Raw genomic sequence first — 23920 nt, forward strand, 5'->3', positions numbered from 1 at the left:
ATTCTGTCAAAAGGATAAAGAACCCCAATTCTTTTCTCATTTTGAAGCCAAGATTGAAACAGACCCAAAACCCGATGGAAGATTCCAAACACCGAATAGCTTTGGAATATTTTCGAGGAAAAGGATGGAATCCATTCCCTTTCCAAATCCAAACCTGGAATGATTACCTGGAGGGAAAATCAGGCCTCTTGAATGCTCCCACAGGTTCAGGAAAGACTTTTGCCCTTTGGTTTCCTGCAATCCTGGAATATATCCATCAGAACCCAAACACTTGGAAGAAGGCCAAAAATAATGGGATTCAGCTGATTTGGGTGACTCCCCTCCGCGCCTTAGCTCAGGACATTCAAAAGGCCATGCAGGAAGTCTGTGACTCCATTGGCTTACCTTGGAGAGTCGCCGTAAGAAATGGGGATACGGATGCTAAAACAAGAACTGCACTCAAGAATAATCCTCCGGAATGCTTGATCACCACACCCGAGACACTCCATATTCTAATTTCTCAGAAAGAGCATCAAAAGCTATTTCAATCTCTTCAAGCAGTCATTATCGATGAATGGCATGAATTGGTTGGAAATAAACGGGGTGTCCAGGTACAACTTGCCTTGGAATACATTCAATGGATTTGTCCAAATACTTTTCGAAGGTGGGCGATTTCGGCCACGATTGGCAATTTGGAGCAGGCTGCAAAAGTCCTTTTAGGCGCAGATCTTCCCGTCCACATCGTGAAAGCTGAGGTGGAAAAGCAGATCCTCATCCATTCTGTTTTTCCAGATGAAATTGAAAAATACCCTTGGGCTGGGCATCTGGGAACCCGGATGCTGGATAAGGTAATCGACATCATTGAGGCCGGAAAAACCGTTTTGCTTTTCACCAATACCCGATCTCAAACCGAAATCTGGTATCAAAAAATCTTAGAAGCCAAACCCGAATGGTCAGGCTGGATGGCCATGCACCATGGTTCACTTGACATGGCAGTAAGGGCTTGGGTAGAAAATTCACTCCACGAAGGAAAACTCAAAGTGGTCATTTGTACTTCCAGTTTGGATTTGGGGGTCGATTTCAGGCCAGTAGATCGGGTTATTCAGGTGGGCAGTCCCAAAGGTGTGAGCCGATTCGTTCAGCGGGCAGGCCGGGCCGGCCACCAGCCTGGACTTCCTTCGGAGATCTTTTTTGTGCCCACCAATGCCCTGGAGCTGGTGGAAGCAGCAGCCTTGAGAAATGCCATCGAAAAGGAAGAAATGGAGTCTCAGTTTACCCCCGAACTTACCTATGACGTCCTGATCCAGTTTTTAGTCACCTTGGCGGTGGGAGAAGGCTTCGATCCAAAATCTATACTACCCATTGTACAGAGGACTTATTCTTTTTCCAAACTTAGTCCCAATGAGTGGGAATGGGTCATGGATTTTATCACCAAAGGAGGTGCTTCTTTGGGAAATTATGAGGATTTCCTGAAAGTGGAATTGGCTGAAGATGGTCTCTACAGAGTCAAAAGCCGGAAAATCGCCATGAAACACCGGCTGAGCATGGGTACGATCGTATCGGATGTCAGTTTGCGGGTAAAATTCAAAAATGGATCTTACCTCGGCACCGTCGAAGAGTACTTTATCGCCAAAATGAAAATCGGAGACCGGTTCTTTTTTGCAGGAAGAAACCTTGAACTCCTCCAGGTCAAAGGAATGGATGTTTTCGTGCGAGTCACCGAGAAAAAGACCTCCAATGTAGTCAGCTGGATGGGTGCCCGAATGTCACTTTCTTCCATGCTTTCAGATAAAATCCGGGAGATTTTCAAACAATACAATCAAGGTTTAATTCTTTCCGAAGAAGTCCGGAGAGTACTGCCAATTTTGGATTTGCAAAGCAAACTCTCAATCGTTCCGGATGGTGATACCTTTTTGGTAGAATACCTACAAAGTGCGGATGGATATCATCTCTTCTTCTACCCTTTCGAGGGCAGAATGATGCATGAACTAATGAGTGCTTTGATTGCCTATAGGATATCCCTCAACTATCCGATTTCCTTGAATATGGCTATGAATGACTATGGATTCGAAATCCTTTCGGATGTGCCCATTTCTCCAGAGGAAATCTTTGAAGAAGACATTCTAAGCCTGAAAAACATTGAGGAGGATATCTTGCATTGCGTCAATGAAAGCGAAATGTCCAGAAGAAAATTCAGGGAAATTGCCAGTATCGCAGGATTAGTCTTTCAGGGTTATCCAGGAAAACCAGTCTCCTTCAAACATATTCAGGCTAATTCCGGATTGCTCTTCCAGGTCTTTGAGCAATATGATCCGGAAAATCTCTTGCTTCAACAGGCCAGAGCTGAATCTCTCAACCAACAAATGGAGCAGGAGATGTTTATCAGGGCAATCCAAAAACTTAACCAACTGAAAATTGTCATCCAAAGACCTGTTCAGTTTACCCCATTCTCTTTTCCAATCATGGTCGATAGATTGAACAGAACCAATGTATCCTCAGAAAGTGTGGAAGATAAAATCACAAAAATCCTCGCCCAAATGCAGGAAGTGGATTAGTTGGCTCTCCAGAAGAATGGAGTGAACAGGATCAGAATTGTAAACAATTCCAATCTTCCCAACAGCATCATAAAGGATAAAACCAATTTGGCGGCGGGTGAAAAGAAGGCAAAATTGTCCACAGGCCCCACCTCTCCAATTGCCGGACCGACGTTTCCTAAACAAGTCGCCACTGAGCCCAAGGAAGTCGCCAAATCATAACCCAAGATCGCAATGACCAAAGAACCAGCAACGAAGGTACTGAGGTAGATCAAGAGGAAGTTCATGATGTTGTTAATGATTCTCCCGGTTACCATTTCCCCGTTGATGATCAAAGGAACTATAGCTCTGGGATGAACGATTCTTTTGAATTCCAGCCAGGAATTCTTCAAGAATACCACATGGCGGACAAACTTGATCCCACCTGCTGTAGAACCCGCTGATCCACCCAAAAACAACATCATAAAGCAGATGAAAGTGATCCCCATTCCGTATTGGGTGTAATCATCCGTCACAAAACCGGTCGTGGTGATTAAGGAAACTACCTGAAATATGGATTTTCGGAAAGCTAGTTCCACTTCAGTTTCGGAATTGATCAAAATCCCGGCAAATACAATTAGAGTCAATAGAAGTATTGCTCCTGTGTAGGCCTTAAACTCATCACTCTTAAAAATCCTCCCAAATTTCCCAACAATTCCAAAATAGATCAGGGTAAAGTTGGTGCCGGCAAAAAACATAAAGATCACAGCTACATATTGAATAAAAGCGGAGTCATAAAAGGCCATACTGGCATTCTTGGTAGAAAATCCTCCTGTAGCCAAGGTAGTCAGGGCGTGGTTGACCGCATCATAGAAAGTCATTCCTCCAGCCCAATAAAGAAAAGCGGCAGCAACCGTTAAGCCCACATAGATGTACCAAAGTCTTTTGGCTGTTTCTGAAATTCGGGGGTGGACTTTATCGGAAGTCGGACCGGGAGATTCTGCTACAAAGAGCTCAGAACCACCAATTCCCAAGAGAGGAAAGATGGCTACCGTCAAAACGATAATACCCAAACCTCCAATCCATTGGGTCATACTCCTCCAAAACAGCAATCCTTTTGGCATCGCTTCAATATCGGTCAAAATGGAGGCTCCGGTGGTGGTCAATCCAGATACTGTTTCGAAAATCGCATCCGAAACCGAATCTATTTGATCAGAAAGAAAAAAAGGAAGCATCCCAAAAAGGGTCATGATAACCCAGCTCAGGGCTACAATTAAATATCCTTCTCTTTTTCTGATCAATTGATCATACTTGGCAAAAGAGAAAAAGAAGATCATCCCGATGAATAAGGAAATTGCCGCCGAAATCATGATCGGCGAGGAATCTTCATTGTAAATCCAGGAAATAGAAGCAGCAGGCAACATCAATACCCCGATCAAAAACATCAAGGCGCCCATGATTCTCCCGATAGCTTTAAATTGAATCATGCTTAATGAAAAAGTTTCTCCAAGGGTTGCTTAGCCTCAGGAAGGGCCAAAACAATCGCTTTATCGTCTAATTGAAGCATAAAATCCCCGTCAGGGATATGTACATTTTCTCCCCTAATCACCCCTGCGACAATGGCGGAGGATGGAAAATGCAACTCTCTTAGCGGATGCTTAGTCAGGCGGTTGTTCTTGCTGACGCTATATTGAATAAATTCAGCATCCACCCCATAAATCCCTGAAACTGCATCTACAGTGCCTTTTCTCAAGTATCGGGTGATCTCATTCGCCGCCACCAACTTCTTGTTGATCAGTGAATCCACTCCAATACTGTGGGAAATATGGATGTATTCTCGTGTATCTACATGGGCGATGGTTTTATAAACCCCATGATTTTTAGCAGAAAGACTGGTGATGATATTTGTCTCTGAAGATTCGGTCAGGGCAAGGAATGCATCCATTTGCTCAAGTCCCTCTTCCACCAATAGTTCAATGTTTTTGTAATCTCCATTGATTACCAAAGTGTCCGGAAGGCGTTCCGCAAGCCATTTGCAGCGGTCTTTTTCATTGTTGACCAAGGTAACCCGGTAATCCTTCTGGAGTTTGATCGCCGTGGTCACGGCCATATCATCTCCTCCGATGATCATCACATTTTTGATTTTGACCTTTTTTTGGCCAAGGGCCTCGATGATCGACTCGGTATTTTTCTTGTGGGAAATGAAGAAAGCGTGATCGTTATTTCGGATGATCGTACTTCCACGAGGAATAATGGTCTTTTGGTCCCGGACAATCGCAATGATTCGGATGTCTTCATAGATCGGATCCTCTTTGGTATCCATGATCCTCTGATTGACCAATGGACTGTACTGGTCCAAGGTTATCCCGACGATATTGAGCTTTCCTCCACCAAAATCAAAAACCTCCGTAAAACTTGAGTTTTCAATCATCTTGTAGATTTCCCTAGAGCAAAGCATCGTAGGAGAAATCAGGTTATCGATTCCCAGATTATTGAAATATGGAACGTTTTCTTCTTTGAGATAGGTATGGTTTCTAACTCTGGCCATTACCCGCTTGGCTCCCAATTGTTTGGCCAAAACTGCCGTTACCAAATTGGTCTTTTCAGAAGTAGTCACAGCCAAAACCATATGGGCATCTTCCACATTAGCTTGTTGCAAAACATCAAGCGAAGTGGCATCCCCTTGGACGGTTAAAACATCAAGTTTAGAGGCTACATAGTCTAAGACGTTACGATCTGTATCGATCAGCGTAATGTCTTTGTTGTCATAACTCAACCGCTCCGCTAGATGGTATCCCATATCCCCAGCTCCTGCGATTACAATATTCATCCCCATAGAGATTTATTTGAGTCTTTGTTTCGGGCGAAATTAAGGTCTTTTCGGATGGATTTCAGAGACAATGATTGTTCTTTTTCCAAAACTCGGGAAAAGGTAAGGAATCCCTTTGGGTAAAAACAAAAATCAGATACTTTTTCACCTGAATTTTCAGGGAAAAAATTACTCCTCCAGGAGATTTTTGCTCTCAAGTTCCGGAAGTTCCTGAACATCTTTAAGTTTTCGTTGAATCATCCGGGTTCTAACACCCACGAGTTTATCCAACTCGGAATTGGCTTCTGTAAGCTTCCGTTGAGTTTTTTCCAAAAGAGTCCCAAATTTCCCGAATTCTGTCTTGATCGCCCCCAAAATCTGCCAGATTTCGGCACTTCTTTTTTGAATGGCCAGAGTCCTAAAGCCCATTTGTAAGGAATTTAAAATGGCTGAAAGGGTAGTCGGTCCAGTGACGATGACTTTGAAATCCTGCTGAATTTGCTGACTCAATCCCGGCTCCCGGAGGATTTCAGCATAAAGACTCTCAACGGGCAGGAATAGAATTGCAAAATCTGTAGTCCCGGGTGGGTGAATGTATTTGCTCTGAATATCCAAAGCCGATTTTCTCACCGCTTTGAAAAGTTCGGCTCGATAAAAATCGACTTTGGACTTATCTCCTTCTTCATAGGCATCCACTAATCTCAAGTAGGACTCCTGAGGAAATTTGGAATCGATGGGTAGTAAAACCACATCGTCCTGACCCGGCATTTTCACGGCAAATTCCACCCGCTCCCTACCTCCATTCACTGCAGTATTGACCACGTATTGATCTGGAGACAAGAGGTTTTCCAAGATTGCCTGTAACTGATATTCTCCCAACACTCCCCTGCTTTTCACATTGGTTAAAACCCGCTTCAAATCCCCCACTCCATTGGCCAAACTCTGCATCTCTCCCAAGCCTTTTTGAACTGCCTGCAGCTGCCGGCTGACCATTTCAAAGGATTGACCTAAGCGGGCTTCCAGGGTTTTCTGGAGTTTTTCATCGACCGTCTCTCGGATTTTCTCAAGCCGGGATTCAGTGTTTTTGACCATTTCATCTTGCCTTCGGCTCAATTCAAAAAACTTCTCCCGCTGCAATTCATTCAGTTCCTTCATCGACTGCTTCACAGTATCACCAAACTGCTTCAAAGCCTCATTCTGATCTTTTGTGCCAGCTCGCTGATGCTCAAATACCAATTGAAATTGCCGGACCATGGTTTCCCCAGACTCTTTTCTTTGTTCTGCCAAAGCTTGGCTTAACTCCTGTCTCAATTGGGCCAAATCCCGATTTAAAGATTCATTTTTCCCGCTTTTCAAGGAAGACCAAATAAGCCAGATAAAAAATAAGACCTGGACTCCAAGGATCAGGTATAGGACAGGATCAGTCTGCATAAACGATTTGTTTGGGAGGTTCAAGGTAATTCCTCCTAACCTCCACACCTAAAAATGACAAGTATTCTGAGACAGATTCTGTCGGGATTTCTTCCATAGGCACATGCCCTGCCTCCTCAAAGATCACCAAATTGGCTTTGGGGAGTGCATTTTGAAAAAGATTAGCATGGGAAACCGGAATCCAGGAATCCTTAGCTCCCCAAAGAATCAAAGTGGGCATAGAAACTCTTTCAAAGTCAAATTCAGACTTTCTGGTTTGGCTCAACCGGTCTAAAGTCGCCTGACGATTCCCTTCTCTCAACATCAGCTCGTAATACCGATCGACAGTTTCCTGACGTATTTTTTTAGAATCTCCATAGACCTGCTTCATATTCATGGCAAACAGGAATTTGGGAGTACACTTCAGCAAAACTTTAGAAAACAATGGATTCTTTGCCAATTGGATGATCCAGGGAGACTTCGAAGATGTATTGACTGAATCGGTCTCAATGGTTCTTACTTTTCGTTGGGGAGCTCCTGAAGCATCCAACAAAGCCAAAGTCAAAACTTTGTCTGGCCTACTGGAGGCAATCTCCAAGGCAACGGCCCCTCCCATGGAGTTGCCCGCCAGATGAAACTTGGAAATACTCAACTTCTCGGCTATCTGCTGAACCAGCACACTATAATCCTCTAGAGAGTAGCGCTTCAAGTCATCCGGTCCAGTCAATCCATGCCCTGGAAAGTCCAAGGCAATTGTCATAAAGTAGGGACTGAGTTCTTTTTGCCAGATCTCCCAGGTATGCAGTGATGAAAAACTCCCATGGAGCAAAAAGATCGGCTCTCCCTCTCCCATTATTCTTAAATGGATATTTTGTCCATCAACATTCAAAAAATGGGATTCAGGGGTGTAATACTTTCCAATCGTTTCATCGGCCGAAATATCCGAGCGATACATCAAACCCAAAAAAAACATGCAAGCAAGCAATAAGGTCACCAGAATTTTACTGAGTATTTTAACAAATCGCATGAAAGACTAATTTGACATTGGAACAATAAAACCTACAAAAAATCTTCCCAATTCTCTATTTTCCCAAAAAACTTCCCCTTTGAAACTTAAAAGTTTACTAGAAAAAATCGGCCCCGGTCCTTTGGTCACTGCCGCATTTATTGGTCCAGGGACCGTAACAGTCTGCACCTTAGCGGGTATTCAATATGATTACACCCTGCTTTGGGCTCTGGTTTTAAGCATTGTGGCCACACTGTATCTCCAGGAAATTTCCGGTCGCTTAGGATTAGTCACCGGAATGGACCTTAGCCAGTTGCTTAGAAATCAAAGAGGTGGGAAAGTTCTGAAATACTTTTCCATGGTATTGATTTTGGCTGCCATAGGACTTGGGAATGCTGCATATGAAGGTGGGAATATCTCCGGAGCTAACTTGGGCCTCGGAATTTTTGCTCAGTTTCCGGTGTGGAAATTCAGCGAAATGGAACTTGTTTCCGGAAACCTTCTATTTGGGGTTTTGGCTTTGGCCTTACTTTGGAGCGGGAATTTTCAGCGGATTGAAAAGGTCTTGGTGGCCTTGGTGATTGCCATGTCTTTGGCCTTTCTGGTAGCGGCAGTAATGACCAAACCCGACCTGATGGGAATCTTACAGGGAGTAGTTCCTTCCTTTGATTTCCAAAAATTCCCCACTGTAGTTGCGCTAATCGGAACCACCGTGGTCCCTTACAATCTCTTTTTGTATGCTAGCTTGGTCAAAAAGAAGTGGAATTCGGCAGATTCTGTTTCTAAAATGAGAACCGACATCAGTTTGGCCGTGATCCTCGGAGGTCTTGTCTCCATGGGCATTCTAATCGTGGGCGTTGCAAATCCTGCTCAGGAGTTACACAATGCCCAGGATATCGCTAAAGGACTTACTGAGGTATTCGGAGTTTTTGGGACTTATTTGATGGGGTTTGGATTAATGGCCGCCGGAATGACTTCTGCCATCACGGCCCCTCTTGCGGGAGGGCTGGTGATTTGTGGGATTTTAGGCTGGAACCAGGATGTCAAATCTCCCCAAATGAGAGCAAGCATGGGAATTATTCTGTTTTTGGGGATTCTGTTTTCATCCTTTGGCATCCGTCCGGTTAGCTTAATTACCTTGGCTCAGATTGCCAATGGAATATTGCTCCCGGTCATTAGTGGCTGGTTGATATGGGCTGGAAGTCAGTCTGCTTATCTGGGGAAATTCAAAAACACCTGGATCTCCACCACCATTGGCTTTTTGATTTGGCTGATCACGTTAGGTTTAGGAATCAAAAGTATCGGAACCGTAATGGGATGGTTTTGAATGAATTCAGAATTCTAAATTCATAATTCTGAATTATTTATAGGTCCCTGGCATTAAACGTATCGCCTTGCCGCAGATCTCCGGTATCGAATCCTTTTTTAAACCATCTCATCCGCTGGGCCGAAGATCCATGGGTAAAAGAATCAGGCACAACTCTTCCTGAGGCTTGTTTTTGAAGTCGATCATCTCCAATAGCATTCGCTGCATTCAGAGCCTCTTCCAGATCTCCCGCTTCCATCATTCCTGAAACTCTCTGACTATGATGAGCCCAAACTCCCGCTAAAAAGTCTGCCTGAAGCTCCAGCTTTACCGAGTTTTGATTGTATTCTTTCTCCGAAACTTGTCCCCTCAAGCTATGAACTTGGTCGGTTATCCCCATAATTTTCTGGATATGGTGTCCGACTTCATGAGCAATTACATAAGCATAGGCAAAATCCCCTCCCGCCTTCAGTTTCGTCTCCATATCCTGAAAAAAGCTCAAATCAATGTATAGCTTCTCATCTGCCGGACAATAAAAAGGTCCTGTGGCACTACTCGCATTCCCACAAGCGGAAGACACAGCTCCGGAAAATAGAACCAAGGTTGGTTCTCTATAATTTTCTAGCTGCCGATTCCAAACATCCTCTGTATCTGCCAGAATAGTGGCGGCAAATGCTGCCATTTCATCCTCGGCTGCCGTTGGAGTGTAATTCGTTCCCGTAGTAAAGCCCTGCCCGGTACCACCGCCAAGTAAATTACCCAATAAGGAAAGCGGATTATTGCCTGTGACGAAAGAAATAACCAGAAAGAGGCCAATAATGACAAGGCCTGTTTTCGAAAATAAAAATTTGACCAAAGTGCCAATCAACATGGGGTTTAATCCACCTCCAGAGCCACTTTTCCCCCTTCTGTCATCAATATTTCCACTTTGTCTTCTGCCTTGCCATTTCATGGTATAAAAGATTTGTTTTCGAATAAAATTAACCAAATTGACCAATTCGAAAACCAGACTTCAAGTTTTCCTTTCATGAAATTTTAAACCCGTAACCTATGAACCTAAAAATTTTCTATTCCGCACTCTTACTTTCAAGCTTCGTTTGTTTTGGAGCTTTTGCCCAAAAAGCCAGCTCATACTTAGGCACCAAACCTCCAAAAGGCGCCAAGGTCTATTTAGATGGCACCGCCAAATCACTCCATGAAAACTGGAAGTATTGGGAAGGACCAAGATTCTCTGCCGAAATGCCGATCAAATGGAAAGAAGTGAAAGACCCTGTCGATGGAATGCCCGCTATTTCCTCCAATGATCCTTCCGGTGCTGGTGGAAAATACGGAGCCGCAGATATTGTCACCAAAGATGAATTCCGTGATTTCGAGGCCCATGTTGAATTTTTGGTAGGAAATGAAGGTGGAAACAGTGGAGTCTATCTTCAAAATCGATATGAAATTCAAGTCTTGGACGGAGATTATGGCCTGCATGGCATGGCAGCAGTCATCAATGAACATTTACCTACTTCGGAAGAATACAATGGAGTCGGAAAATGGAATGCTTATGACATCAAGTTTCGGGCGGCAAGATTTGAAAATGGAAAACTGACTGAAAAAGCTCGGGTGACTGTCTATTTCAATGGAGTCAAAATCCACGACAACGTTGAAATCCAGCAAGTTTGGGGTGGTCCTAACTCAGGAATTGACGGGGGAAATGAAGGAGGAAAAGGAATCACGGATTCTCCCGGTGGCCTCAAACTTCAGGCTGAAGGACATGATGTCCTTTACCGGAATATTTGGATCAAAAAATTAGACTAAAAAAGAAAAAGAGGCTGCCCCATAAAGTTTCCCTTTGTCAGCCTGAGCGGAGTCGAAGGCCATTGCATGCAATTGCCACTACAATTCAACTTCGCTCAGGGTGATAAACTGGAATTAGGAGACAGCCTCTATTATTTTTTAAAACTTCACCAAATTATTTTCCTGCTGTACATCCGCCATTCTCTTAGTCGGATCTATTTCTACCGACTTAATGGTTTCTAATGGCTTGGTAAGAATCAAGGTTTTGGACAAATTGGTCCATGGCCAAGCCTCGGTATGGATCCGGGTTGGCTGACCTTTTTCCTGAGGTTTCTCTCCTCTCATAATCACCAAGGGCAAATAGATGGACTCTTGAGATCCGTCCTTGTAGGTAATCACCAAATCTACGGGCATTGGCATCAGGCCAATTCTTTCCAAAGTGATCTCTGTATTTCCTCCATTGGCTTTTACTTCTTTGATTCCATAGTCAATGGTCTTGGTGGTATATACAAAGTATTCTTTGTACCAATCCAGCTCCAAACCACTTTCTTTTTCCATTATTCGAACCAAGTCATTCACATTGGGATGCTTGAATTTCCAAGTGTTGAAATACCGAAGGATTCCCCGGTCTCTAGCTTCTTCTCCGATCACATATCCCAACTGGGCCATGAAAACAGCTCCTTTGGAATACGCAGCAGAGCTGTAAGCTCGATTGGTGTGATAATGGTCCGAATGAGTGGACATCGGTTCCTCCAAACCGGAAGATACTAAGCGATAGTATCCTCCATAAGAGCCACGATGTGGGCTTGCACTTTCCTGAAAAATATTAGCCATAGTCAGGCTGGAAGCATAAGAAGTGAATCCTTCGTCCATCCATGGATACAAAGATTCGTTGGATGCCAAAACCCCATGGTACCAGCTGTGTGCCAGTTCATGAACCATAACACCTACCAAGCTTGCTAAAGATCTTTCACCAGTGATCAAGGTGGACATGGCATATTCCATACCTCCGTCTCCTCCCTGCACTACTGAAAACTGCTTGTAAGGATACTGACCAAAATGCTCAGAAAGATAGGATATCGCTTTAGGAGTATATTCTTTCAGCTTTTCCCAATTCTCAGAAGTCTTTGGGCCTGGGATAAAGAAGTGGTGTACCGTAATCCCATTGTCCATTTTGACTTTATCATGCTGGTATTTGTTGTCAGCACCCCACATGAAATCATGCACTTGAGGAGCCACAAAATGCCAAGTCAAAGTATTTCCTTTAGGTGCTGGCACTTTCACACCTTCATCCTGATATCCATGGCCAATTTCATTTGGATTTTGGAGATATCCGGTTCCACCGATTACATAGGATTTGTCGATGGTGATTTTCACCTCATAATTCCCCCAAATGCCATAAAATTCCCGACCGATGTAGGGATTGGAATGCCAACCCTGCTCGTCATAATTGGCCATTTTAGGATACCACTGGGACATGGAATAACGAACCCCTTCCTCACTGTCTCTACCTGATCGACGGATTTGAACAGGCACCTGGCCTTCAAATTCCATGTCAAAGGTCACCGAAGTGTTCGGAAGGATCGGTTCTGGAAGACTCACTTCCAAGATAGTTTCTACTTCCTTAAAGTTCACCGGCTTACCGTTCATCGTCAAAGTTTTGGCATGAAGGTATCCGATTTCATCAGGAGCCAATTTGGAAATCCGATCTGCCACCCGCTTGTCCGGATCGGCAATGGTCCTAGATCTCACATCCATCATGCTTCCCGGTTGAAAGGCATTGTAATACAAGTGATAAAACACGCGATCCAACGTGTCTGGAGAGTTGTTGGTATAGACCAATTTTTGGATCCCGGTATATCGGTTGGTTTTCACATCCATTTGGACGTCCATTTTGTAGTCAACGGCCTGCTGGAATCTGCCATTTTGGGCGACAGCTGCGGTGGTAACTGCAAAAAGAAAAAGCCCGAAAAAAGGCTTCAGTTTACTTCTTAGCATAGAATCAAATTTTACCTCTAAGAAAAAGAAAAGTTGAAATCTGCCCAAACCAATAATCAAAAAGTAGCCCGATTGACAATTTTCTATTTCATTCATATAAAAAACAGCCTCGGTTTCCTTGCTTTTGATTTATTTAAAGACTTGATACATCCACCAAATTTTATGAAAAAAATCTACCTTTTGATTTTGGCTGGACTGCTTGCCTTGGGTACCCATGCGCAGCAAGTGGACATGGAGCAATTCAAGTCCATGAAAGCCAGAAACATCGGTCCCGGCGCCATGAGTGGCCGGATTACTGCAATAGATGCAGTCAGAGAAAACCCAAATATTATTTACGCTGGTTCTGCTTCGGGAGGCCTTTGGAAATCCACTTCCGGAGGGATCACGTGGAAGCCGATTTTTGATGACCAGCGTGTACATTCCATCGGATCGATTTCCATTTATCAGAAAAATCCGAACATCATTTGGGTAGGTACAGGTGAAGGTAACCCTCGGAACTCCCTGAATATGGGCTATGGGGTGTACCGTTCCCTGGATGCCGGGGAAACCTGGCAATTGATGGGCCTGGAAAAAACCAGAGCTATTCACCGAATCATCGTTCATCCTGACGATCCTAACACCGTGTTTGTGGGAGCTATCGGCTCTCCTTGGGGTGAACAGGAAGACCGAGGAGTTTACAAGACCACTGACGGAGGAAAAACATGGAAAAAAATCCTCTACATCGACACCAAAACCGGTGTGGGTGAAATGATCATGGATCCCAACAACCCGAACAAGATTTTTGTCAACATGTGGCAGCACCGAAGATACCCTTGGTTCTTTGAATCAGGAGGTGAATCTTCAGGTCTATTTGTAACCCATGACGGTGGTGAAACTTGGAAAAAACTTACTGCTGAAGAAAACGGCTTACCCAAAGGAAACCTGGGAAGAATGGGATTGGCTATTTCCAAAGCCAACAGCAACAAGATTTACGCCTTGATCGAATCCTCCAAAAACGCTTTGTATGTCTCTGAAGACGGTGGAAAAAAATTCACCATGGTCAATGACAAAGGTGAAATTGGCGACAGACCTTTCTACTATTTTGAAATTCATGCGGATCCGAAAAACGAAAACAGAGTTTACACGCTTTATTCCAGAGTAGGAGTCACAGAAGACGGTGGAAAATCCTTCACTCAGTTGCTGCAATATGCTGGGGTACATCCAGACCATCATGCCTGGTACATTCATCCTGACGATCCTTCTCTTTTGATTGATGGAAACGACGGGGGATTGAACATTTCCCGTGATATGGGCAAAACTTGGATGTTTGCAGAAGGTCTTCCAGTGGGTCAGTTTTACCACATCAACGTGGACAATGAGGTTCCTTACAATGTCTATGGAGGAATGCAGGATAACGGTTCTTGGGTAGGACCTGCTTATATCTGGAGAAATGACGGAATCAGAAACACTTACTGGCAAGAGATCTCTTTCGGTGACGGATTTGATGTAGTCTCCCACCCTGCCAACTCCCGCTTCGGATACACTATGTCTCAAGGCGGAAATGTATCCCGATTTGATAAGCTAACTGGACACAACAGAACTATCCGTCCAACACATCCGGACAAGGATGTTTTCCTTCGATTCAACTGGAATGCAGCCATCGCTCAGGATCCTCACGATGCTAATACGGTATATTATGCTTCTCAATTCCTGCATAAATCCACTGATTCCGGAGAGACCTGGGAAATCATTTCACCGGATTTGACCACCAATGATTCAACCAAGCAAAGACAGCAACAGACCGGTGGATTGACTTTTGACATCACAGGTGCTGAAAATCATACGACGATTATCGCCATCGCACCATCTCCAGTAGATAAAAACGTCATCTGGGTAGGTACAGATGATGGAAATCTCCAATTGACTCAGGATGGGGGTAAAACATGGACCAACCTAGCCTCCAAGTTAACCGGTCTGCCTAAGAACTCCTGGATACCACAAGTACAGGCTTCTACCTACGCTGCAGGTGAAGTTTGGGTCATTGCCAACAACTACCGAAACAATGATTTCAGTGCCTATGCCTATTACAGCAACGACTTTGGAAAAACGTTCACCCGCATTGCGGATGATTCTAAAGTTTGGGGTTATACGCTTTCTGTCAAGCAGGATCCTACCGAACCTAACTTGGTTTTCCTCGGAACTGAATTCGGCTTGTATGTATCGTTTGACAAAGCAAAATCCTGGAACAAGTGGGAACATGGCTATCCAAAAGCAGTCTCCACTTACGATATGGCCATTCAGGAAAGAGAAGCAGACTTAGTCATCGGTACTTTTGGCCGTGCAATCTATGTCTTGGATGATATTCGTCCCTTGAGAGCATTTGCCAAGAATGGTGGAAAAGCTCCAGCTTCAAAAGTCACCGCATTCCCGGCTCCTGAGGCTTATTTAGCTGAAATCCAGCAGCCTCATGGTGAGCGCTTTGCTGCAGATGCAAAATATGCTGGAGAAAACCGTCCAACAGGCGGTCGCATCAGCTATTTCATCAATGATTCCAAAGAAAAGCTGGATTCTGTCACCGTGAAGATCTATGACGCATCCGGAGAGCAAATAAGAACCCTGAAAACTCTTCCAAGCAAGGGCGTAAACAGAATCATCTGGAATCTTGACCGGAAATCAACTGCAGAAATGTCTGGAGGATTTGGCGGAGGAGGAAGGAGATCCGGATTCTTTGAGCCGAGCGGTGGTGATGCATTGCCAGGCACTTACAAAGTCGTGGTAGAATATGGCGGCGAATCCTCTGAGACCTCCATCAAAGTCAATATGGATCCAAGAATCAGCTACCAGTTGGCAGATCTCCAAGCGAAGGAAGCTTTCTTGAAGCAAGTGGAAGCCCTTTCCAGCGAGGTTAGCGCAGCGACTAAAAAACTGGATGACGCACAGAAAGTCATCGACAAGGTCAATGCATTAATCAAAGATGTGAAAACCGAGGAGGCAAAGGCACTAGCCACAGCTACCAAAGACATCAAAAAGAAGCTTGACACCGCAAGAGAGGCCTTCAATGGTCCAACCCGTGAAGGACAGGGAATCGTGAGAAACCTATATCCAACCACCATGACTCGAGTTTTTGCTCCTAGAAGCTATGCCAACTCCAGCTATGGAGCTCCTGGTGCTACTGAGCAGAGATTGTTGAGCCAAGGTCAGGAAGCTGCCAAAGAGGCTATTGCCAAAGTGGAAGAATTCATGAACGGTGATTGGAAAGCTTTCGAAGAGAAAGTGAAAAACACACAAATAGATTTGTTTGAGGCAGTAAAAAATTGATCCTTCCTCATGGAAATACCAAAAAGCATCCTGATTTTTCGGGATGCTTTTTTTATGGTCTAAAATAGAATAGTAACCCATACATGTATCACCCTTCTAAGATTTCTTGGAAAACAGCCTCAGGATTGGTCATTGCCAATATGATCGGCACCGGAGTCTTCACCAGTCTCGGATTTCAGCTAGCTGAAGTCCAAAATACCTGGTCTATTCTTTTGCTCTGGATTCTTGGGGGAGTGATGGCTCTGATAGGTGCTTTTGTGTATGCAGAATTGGGGACTCATTTTCGAAAAACCGGAGGGGATTATATTTTCTTATCTGCTACGATCCATCCTTCAGTAGGCTATTTGTATGCTTGGGTTTCCCTGACCGTGGGCTTCTCTGCTCCCATCGCTATTGCAGCTATGGCCATGAACCAATACCTCAGTCCCCTTTTGGGAGAGAGCATCTTCCCGGGACTTTTCTTTCTGCTTGCTATCCCTATTGCTCACATGTTTTCGCTAAAGCGCTCGGCGATTTTTCAGGACTTGATGACTTTGATAAAAATCGTATTTGTTCTGGTCTTGATTCTTTTGGGGTTTGCCTTTGCAGGTACATTGGAACAAAATGCTTTTGAATTTTCGGACAGCTGGACCAATGAAGTTTGGAAGCCGGGTTTCGCAGTCTCTTTAATCTATGTGTTTTATGCCTACACCGGATGGAATTCTGCAGCATATATCATTGAAGAGGTTGATCAACCTCACAAGAACCTTCCCAAAGCCTTAATCTTTTCCACGGTTTTCGTAATGGCGGTTTACATTTTACTCCAGATTGTTCTGTTAAAGCATGCCAGTTTGGATCAGCTGACAGGAAAAGTCCAGGTTGCTGATATTGCCTTTGGGAACTTGTTCGGGAAAAATGGAGCCCTTTGGGTTAGTTTTTTCATAGCCGTCCAACTGATTGCCACCATTTCTGGCTATAGCTGGGTGGGGCCCAGGATTACCTATGCCATGGCTAGAGATTTCAAACTTTGGCAGCCCTTGGCCAAGGTGAACGCCCACCAAATTCCCGTCCGTGCCATCGCCTTAAACACGGCAATCAGTCTGCTGCTCTTTCTTTCCGGGTCCTTTGAGCAAGTCATGATCTATGCTGGATTTGTCCTTCAATTGATGGGAACGATCACCATTTACTCTTCTCTGAAAATTCAAAAAGAAAGTGGCTTTGTCACTCCGTTCAAGCCTGTGCTTCAAATAGTGTATCTAGTGTTTAGCACCGCGATTTTGGTTTACCTGTTTTGGGATAGACCTTGGGAAAGCCTAGCTGGATTGGGCATTTTGCTTTTGGGCTTGCTGATATTTTGGCTGGACGAAAAGAAAAATCCAGCCTAATTGCCTGCCAACCGCAATTGTCCAATTAGGATCATCGTGGCATAAAAAGTCCAAACCACCACCGGAAATACCAAGTAAGAGAGCTTGCTGGAAAAATCCCCTACCTGAGCTCCTACCCACAATCCTGCCAGGATCACGAGAATGTTTCCTACAAGTCCGAGTTTCAATGCCGAAATACCGGTTAATTTTTCAAGCCCCAAGGTATAATAGGCATAAGAAGCACAGAGAACTGCCAGAAAAATCACTAACCAAGCCAAGTCATTCGCTTCAAATTCAAGGAGCTTATATCTCAAAATGGCCAAAAAGAAGAATAAAACTACCCATACTATGGGAATTACATACCCCGGTGGCTCAAACCAAAGGCGCTTGTTCACTTCATTCCCTGAAAATTTAAGCCCCAAAAAAGGAACCGGAAGATTGATCAGAACCAGAATGGCGTAAAACAGAACAAAATTTGCCAGGAGACTTTCCATTTTTTTAAGTTAGGGCAAATAAATAAGGAAGATGCCCCAGGATTCAGCCACCCTATTTTTTTAACATACTTTTATGAACCCGAGACCAATCTTCTATGGTAATTGATCTGTCCCAGGTGGTAATTGAAATGACCGTATAGGTGGATCAAAAAGAAGCCGATGGTCATTGGATGTCCGAAGAATGCATGGAGAGACATGTCATCCAGCCTCTTCGGATGCAAGTTTAAAAGGGCCTTTTCGAGGATTTCTTTGACCTCCAAAATCTCAGTGAGAAGCCCTTCTCTAGGTTCCCCTTTGGCCCCAAACTCCCTTTCCCTATTGCGGTGATAGACTACACCTCCTAAATCATGTCCAATAAAAAACTTAAGGTTGCCGACAAGGTGAAGCGCCAGATTGCCCGCTGAATTGGAAATTCCTTCTTTAACCACCCAAAGATCTGATTCCTCTGAATAAAGTTCTATTTCTTGTTTTAGCTTGTCTAAGTCTCGCTGAAAGAGCCGGTTAAGTTCTTCTAGATTCATAATTAGGTTAAGTATTTTAAATAGGCATTCGCCATTTTGATGTCGTATTTGTTTTTGGCGTATTGCGGTCCATTATAGCAATGTGCAAATTTTGCCCAATTTTTTACCCTTAGGTGATTGATACATCCAAAAACAGTAATGTATCTTCCAAAGGCTTGGAGCTGATTTCGCTCATGCTCATACATTTCATCAACAAATTCCTGCACGGAGCCATAGCCGAGCTTTATTGCATGATACCCCATGATTTGATAGCTTCCCCATGAAGCTGAGGACAATGCTGCTTCACGGAATTTGGGATCTGGATCTAGGCTGGCGGCTTTTTCCAAGCGTGAATATTCCCCTGCACCTCCAATGTAATGAGATCGAGTCCAGGAAGAATACAATACATCTGCATTGGAAGCATTGGCAATACTGGAAGGATTTATTCCTCTAAGCTTTAACTGCTTCCAGAACTCATGTCCCTCGAACAGGATTTTGGGTCTCCCATCGACCAAAAACCCTTTTCCGCTACTTTCTACTTCATTGACCGCCTTGACAGCAGCCAGTTCAAGATTATTTTCAACCGCAAAATCTCTCAAATCCTGCTCTCCGAGAAACTTACTTTCCAATTCTTGGGCAGGTTTGGTCTTGCCGATCAAAACAGTCCAAGTTTTGATTCCCACTTCCCCATCCACGACGAGATCGTTTTTCTTTTGAAAGTCACGGACAGCCGCATCCGTCATCGAACCAAAATATCCCGTAGCAGGGATGTCATAGCCTAATTTACCGAGCAATTCCTGGAGATAAGAAACAAATTCACCACGGGATCTAAGTTTAATGTATCGCATATCGCATAAGGTTGAAAATGGAAAAGTACTTCCAATTTACCAGAAGTACTTTACAAAAGCGAATGCGATGTGCCTGAATATCAGGAATCAATTACATTTTTCCGTTGTCCGTATTTGCTGGGCTTAGATTCCTGACTGGGTGCTGTAGGGCTGGATTCCGGCTTGGAATGAGGCTTTTTCTCAGAAGTTACTCCCGGAGATTGGACTGGATTTGATGCAGGTTTATTCTTGGAAGGAAACTTTTTCTTTTTCTTTTGGGAAGAAGAAGGCCCTTTCGAGAAGCCCTTATCTGATTTGGCCTTTTCTCCAGAATAGGTTGGTCCCGCTGAAAAACCCTCAGGTAAGGGATTCTGTGTCACTTGCATCCCGATCAGTTTTTCAATCCGGACAAATTTGAATTGATCCTTGGCGTTGACAAACGTGATGGCCTCGCCTTCTTTGTCAGCACGGGCTGTTCTACCAACTCTGTGGACATAGTCCTCTGGATCGCTTGGGGTATCATAATTGATGACCAGCTCTATACCGACCACATCAATTCCTCTGGATATAATGTCTGTTCCGACCAGAATTTTGACCATTTTATTTTTAAAGGCAGACATGATCTTCTCCCGCTCCACCTGCTCCAGATCAGAGTGAAAAGCTTCCACGTCAAATTCCTTCTTTAAGGTCTTGAATAAGGCCTTTACTTTTTCCTTGGTCGAAGCAAAAATGATGACTGCTTCATATGCCTTTTGGGAAAGAATATGCTTGACCAAATCTTCTTTCTGATCATCATGAACCGAGTACATACTCTGAGTCACCCCTTCTGCGGTCTTCCCGATTGCAATGGAAATCTCTTCGGGCTTTTGAAGGATTTTCATGCTAAACTGCCTGATTTTAGGAGGCATAGTGGCTGAAAAGAGAACCGTCTGCCTGTTTTTGGGTAGGTAATTGACGATTTTCAGAATATCATCCGAAAAACCCATATCCATCATCCGGTCTGCTTCATCTAGAATCAAATGCTCCAAAGAACTCAAATCCATCTTTCCTCCCGCCAGAAGGGCGATTAATCTACCCGGGGTCGCAACCACTATCTCCGCGCCGGTTTCCAGAGCTCTTTTTTGCTGCTCCCAAACCACTCCGTCTCCTCCTCCATAGATTGGAATCGAACTGATTCCCAGAAAATAGGCAAAGCCTTGAATCTGCTGATCAATCTGTATGGCTAATTCCCGAGTGGGTGCCAAAATCAAAGTATTGAGCTTATTTGAGCCCGATTTGGAAATTTTATTAAGTACTGGCAGAATAAATGCCGCTGTTTTTCCTGTTCCTGTTTGTGCACAGGCAATGAGGTCTTTTCCTTCCAAAATTACTGGAATGGCTTTTTCCTGAATAGGTGTGGGTTGTTCGAAACCCATAGCATCCAAGCCATCCTGAAGGTTTTCCTCGAAATCAAATGATCTAAAATCCAATGTAAAGGTGATTTATTAAGGTAAAAATGGCAGAAACTCCTGCCAATAGATTCAAATATAAGCTCTTAAACCTTGTAAAGCCAATTGAAGGCTCTTACAAAACCTCTTTTGGCAAGAATAGGTTGTTTGAAGTATATTACCTATCCATATCCTACCATGACTCTATGATATTAAACCGACTTAAAATATTACTTCCTTTTTTGTTTTTATGGATAACCCCTGACCTGGTCAGTGGTCAGACTTTCAACATTCGGGGAAGAGTGATCGATTCCCAGACAGAAGAGACACTTGGTGGAGTCACTGTGGTTTTGCGAAACAGCGCTTATGGAACCAATACCAACTCCGGAGGCTCTTTTCAACTTCAAAATGTCGTCGGGGAAAAATACACGCTTGCAATCAGCTATCCCGGGTACAACATGCATGAACAGATCATCCGCTTGGATCAAAACATGGATTTGGGTGTGATTCAGTTGGTAAAGTTTGGCAGTGAAGGCACCGGTGCCGCCCTCCAAAAAACCATCCGATCTGCCAATGTAAGCCGACTGCTAGTCGAGCGACCAAATTTTATCGGAGGAAATATGTTTTATGGCATCCCTCCCGAACCCAAAAAAGTGTTGGGTAATTTTTATTTGGATACTCAATGGAACCTGGCTTCCATTCTTCTCTACCGTGATCAGCAGGTATTGGAGGGATTTCGGGTACGATACAACATCAACTCTAACCAATTTGAATTGATGGAACCGGAAAGCAATTTGGTCTCCACCATGCCGGGCCTTAGAGTGCAAAACATCGTCTGGATGGACAGTTCTTACAAAGTTCCCCGATACTTTGTTAACGGAATGGACTTCAGGGACGAAGGTGTGCCGATCTCTGGCTTTTTTGAAGTGCTGGTCGAAGGTGAATTACCGCTCATGAGAAGAACACTTGCGGTTTTCAAAGAGTCCAATTATAATACCGCCCTTATGGTCGGAAACAGAGATGATCAAATCATCAAACGAAATGTTTATTACTACCTCAAGGGAAAAGACCTTTACCCCGTCCCCAAAAAACGAAAAGACATTTTCCTAATATTCGGGGAGAAGGCAGCAGAAATGGAGGCATTTGCTGAGAAAAACTCCATCGATTTCAAGGAGAAAAGCTCCATTTTCCAGATGTTCACGTACTATAATTCCCAGTTTCCGGGATTCGTCCCCATCATGACCCAATTGCTGGATGAAACTGAAAATTAAGCTAGCCGAATAATCATCACCCATTTACCAAAATCAAACCACTACCCTTTATGAAAAAAATATACCTATTAGCCAGTCTATTGCTCAGCTCAGTGCTGAGTTTCGGCCAAGGTCTTCCCGGATTAGGAGCTGGCACCACCCCCAACAATAAACCCATTTTGCATGGAAAAAACTGGGTGGCCATCACCGGTAAACCTTTAGCAGCGACCGCGGGAGCTGCTATTTTTCAGCAGGGAGGAAATGCTGTGGACGCTGCCTGTGCCATGATTGCTGCTACATCCACCATGTGGGATGTACTTTCCTGGGGCGGAGAAACCCAAGCCTTGATCTATCATCCCAAACTGAAAAAAGTAATCGCCATCAATGCCCTTGGCTATGCTCCAACGGGAGCAACCGTAGAGTTTTATAAGAGCCAAGGAATGGATTATCCTCCGCAATTTGGTCCATTGGCAGCGACCACTCCGGGTACTCCCGGAGGAATCATGACCATGCTGGCAGAATATGGTACCATGAGCTTGGCACAGGTGCTGAAGCCTTCCATGGATTTGGCCAAAGGATATCCCATCGAAGCTCAGACTGCCAATGCCATTGAAGCCCAAAAAGCAAAAATCAAACAATGGCCATATTCCAAAAAAGTGTTCCTCCCTCATCTGGGACAGGAAAGAGAAGCTCCGGAAGTAGGGGAAATTTTTGTGCAGGAAGAATTATACCAAACGCTTTCCAAGCTAGTTGAAGCTGAAAAAGCAGCCTTAAAAGCCGGAAAATCCCGAAAAGAAGCCATCTATGCCGCGTATGACCGCTTTTACAAAGGAGATATTGCTAAGGAAATCGTGAGAGGAACCCGTGAACAGGGAGGATTATTTACCGAAGCTGATCTGGCGAACTGGAAGGTGAAAATCGAAGAACCCCTGCATGTCAACTACAAAGGAATTGATGTTTACAAGCTTCAGGAATGGACTCAAGGACCTGCTCTTTTGCAGTCCTTGAATATTCTGGAAAACTTCGACTTGAAATCCATGGGATACAATTCTGCCAACTACATCCATACCGTGTATCAGGCGATGAGTTTGGCCTTTGCGGACCGGGATTTTTATTATGGAGATCCTGCCTTTGTGAAGTCGCCTATGAAAGGCTTGCTTTCCAAGGAATATGCGAAAGAAAGGGCTAAGCTGATCGGAGACGTCAATGACCCCAAAATCACCGCTGGAGACCCCTACCCTTTTCAGGGAGAGACGAATCCTTATTTGGACATCTTGAATCAAAACAAGGAGAAAATGGCCTCTGCTGATCCTGGGGATTTCAACACCACCATTGACGAGAACTTCTTAACTGCATTTCAAAGCGGCACTACTTCCGTAGAGACCGCTGATGCGGAAGGATGGGTGGTTTCTGTGACCCCAAGCGGAGGATGGATTCCTGCTGTGGTGGCCGGAAATACAGGTGTTGGGCTTTCTCAGCGTATGCAAAGCTTTGTCTTAGACCCGAATCTCAATCCTTACAATCTTCCAGAGCCAGGTAAAAGACCTAGAGTGACCTTGACTCCAAGCTTGGCGATGAAAGACGGCAAGCCGTACTTAGCTTTCGCTGTTCAAGGCGGAGACTCCCAAGACCAAAACCTCCTTCAATTGTTCTTGAATATGGTGGAATTCGGCATGGACGTGCAGGAAGCCACCGAAGCCCCGAACTTCAATTCCTATCAGATGCAGAGTAGTTTTGGAGACCATGAAATCCGCCCCGGAGCCATTACCCTTCGCCAGGACACTCCGGAATGGATCCGAAAAGAGTTGGCTCAGCGTGGCTACTTTTTGGAGTTTTGGAATAAAACCTCCGGGCCCATCAATGCAATCTGGTTTGACTGGAAGCATGGCAGCTTCTGGGGAGGATCCAGTGACTATGGGGATGATTATGGAATTGCTTGGTGAGAAGAGGTTAAAGTTGAGAGTTTAAAGTTTAAAGTT

The 23920-nt window shown here is 44.3% G+C and carries 17 protein-coding genes; 7 read left to right on the forward strand and 10 right to left on the reverse strand.

Features of this window, described 5'->3' with window-relative positions; translation table 11 throughout:
• Positions 1–74: 74 nt before the first annotated feature.
• Positions 75–2534: a ligase-associated DNA damage response DEXH box helicase gene (locus G458_RS0115320; protein WP_026952669.1), complete on the forward strand. Its 2460-nt coding sequence runs from the start codon at positions 75–77 to the stop codon at positions 2532–2534.
• Here G458_RS0115320 and G458_RS0115325 read toward each other — a convergent pair.
• From G458_RS0115325 to G458_RS21010, 4 genes are all read right to left on the reverse strand, one after another.
• Positions 2531–3979 (reverse strand): TrkH family potassium uptake protein, encoded by a 1449-nt coding sequence (locus G458_RS0115325; RefSeq protein WP_026952670.1) that lies wholly within the window; start codon positions 3977–3979, stop codon positions 2531–2533. The genes G458_RS0115320 and G458_RS0115325 overlap by 4 nt on opposite strands.
• A 2-nt stretch (positions 3980–3981) precedes the next feature.
• Complete coding sequence (gene trkA / locus G458_RS0115330) at positions 3982–5328, reverse strand: Trk system potassium transporter TrkA (RefSeq protein ID WP_026952671.1); 1347 nt, start codon at positions 5326–5328, stop codon at positions 3982–3984.
• A 162-nt stretch (positions 5329–5490) separates the two neighbouring features.
• Positions 5491–6732: a DNA recombination protein RmuC gene (locus G458_RS0115340; RefSeq protein ID WP_026952673.1), complete on the reverse strand. Its 1242-nt coding sequence runs from the start codon at positions 6730–6732 to the stop codon at positions 5491–5493.
• Positions 6722–7738, reverse strand: a complete 1017-nt coding sequence (locus G458_RS21010; protein ID WP_035468363.1) for an alpha/beta fold hydrolase — start codon at positions 7736–7738, stop codon at positions 6722–6724. The genes G458_RS0115340 and G458_RS21010 overlap by 11 nt, the downstream gene beginning before the upstream one ends.
• 79 nt (positions 7739–7817) lie before the next feature.
• On the opposite strand from G458_RS21010, the gene G458_RS0115350 reads away from it, so the two are divergent.
• Complete coding sequence (locus tag G458_RS0115350; protein ID WP_026952674.1) at positions 7818–9044, forward strand: Nramp family divalent metal transporter; 1227 nt, start codon at positions 7818–7820, stop codon at positions 9042–9044.
• Between the two features lie 37 nt (positions 9045–9081).
• Here G458_RS0115350 and ypfJ read toward each other — a convergent pair whose 3' ends face one another.
• Positions 9082–9975 carry a KPN_02809 family neutral zinc metallopeptidase gene (ypfJ, locus tag G458_RS0115355; RefSeq protein ID WP_026952675.1) on the reverse strand — a complete coding sequence of 298 codons (894 nt, stop codon included), beginning with the start codon at positions 9973–9975 and terminating at the stop codon, positions 9082–9084.
• 98 nt (positions 9976–10073) lie between these two features.
• Here ypfJ and G458_RS0115360 point away from each other — a divergent pair, with 98 nt between their 5' ends.
• Complete coding sequence (locus G458_RS0115360) at positions 10074–10826, forward strand: 3-keto-disaccharide hydrolase (RefSeq protein WP_026952676.1); 753 nt, start codon at positions 10074–10076, stop codon at positions 10824–10826.
• 138 nt (positions 10827–10964) lie between these two features.
• Here the strand turns inward: G458_RS0115360 and G458_RS0115365 are convergent, their stop codons facing one another.
• Positions 10965–12803, reverse strand: coding sequence for a M1 family metallopeptidase (locus G458_RS0115365; protein ID WP_026952677.1), 1839 nt, complete (start codon positions 12801–12803; stop codon positions 10965–10967).
• 162 nt (positions 12804–12965) lie between these two features.
• Between G458_RS0115365 and G458_RS0115370 the strand changes: the two genes are divergently transcribed.
• Positions 12966–16100, forward strand: a complete 3135-nt coding sequence (locus tag G458_RS0115370) for a VPS10 domain-containing protein (protein WP_026952678.1) — start codon at positions 12966–12968, stop codon at positions 16098–16100.
• Positions 16101–16183: 83 nt separating this feature from the next.
• Complete coding sequence (locus tag G458_RS0115375; RefSeq protein ID WP_026952679.1) at positions 16184–17464, forward strand: APC family permease; 1281 nt, start codon at positions 16184–16186, stop codon at positions 17462–17464.
• On the opposite strand, the gene G458_RS0115380 is transcribed toward G458_RS0115375, so the two are convergent.
• The 4 genes from G458_RS0115380 to G458_RS0115395 form a co-directional block, all read right to left on the reverse strand.
• Positions 17461–17937, reverse strand: coding sequence for a TspO/MBR family protein (locus G458_RS0115380; RefSeq protein WP_026952680.1), 477 nt, complete (start codon positions 17935–17937; stop codon positions 17461–17463). The two genes, G458_RS0115375 and G458_RS0115380, sit on opposite strands and share 4 nt — an antisense overlap.
• Before the next feature lie 71 nt (positions 17938–18008).
• Positions 18009–18458, reverse strand: a complete 450-nt coding sequence (locus G458_RS0115385) for a DinB family protein (protein ID WP_026952681.1) — start codon at positions 18456–18458, stop codon at positions 18009–18011.
• Between the two features lie 2 nt (positions 18459–18460).
• Positions 18461–19285: an N-acetylmuramidase domain-containing protein gene (locus G458_RS0115390; RefSeq protein WP_026952682.1), complete on the reverse strand. Its 825-nt coding sequence runs from the start codon at positions 19283–19285 to the stop codon at positions 18461–18463.
• Between the two features lie 80 nt (positions 19286–19365).
• Positions 19366–20733, reverse strand: a complete 1368-nt coding sequence (locus G458_RS0115395) for a DEAD/DEAH box helicase (protein ID WP_026952683.1) — start codon at positions 20731–20733, stop codon at positions 19366–19368.
• 26 nt (positions 20734–20759) lie between these two features.
• Between G458_RS0115395 and G458_RS0115400 the strand changes: the two genes are divergently transcribed.
• Together G458_RS0115400 and G458_RS0115405 are read left to right on the forward strand one after the other, a co-directional pair.
• Positions 20760–21962 (forward strand): carboxypeptidase-like regulatory domain-containing protein, encoded by a 1203-nt coding sequence (locus tag G458_RS0115400; RefSeq protein WP_245579278.1) that lies wholly within the window; start codon positions 20760–20762, stop codon positions 21960–21962.
• Positions 21963–22012: 50 nt separating this feature from the next.
• On the forward strand, positions 22013–23884 hold the full coding sequence (locus G458_RS0115405; protein ID WP_026952685.1) for a gamma-glutamyltransferase family protein: 1872 nt from the start codon (positions 22013–22015) through the stop codon (positions 23882–23884).
• Positions 23885–23920 lie beyond the last annotated feature (36 nt).

Origin of the sequence: Algoriphagus mannitolivorans DSM 15301 (assembly GCF_000429425.1) — a bacterium.
Classification (GTDB): domain Bacteria; phylum Bacteroidota; class Bacteroidia; order Cytophagales; family Cyclobacteriaceae; genus Algoriphagus; species Algoriphagus mannitolivorans.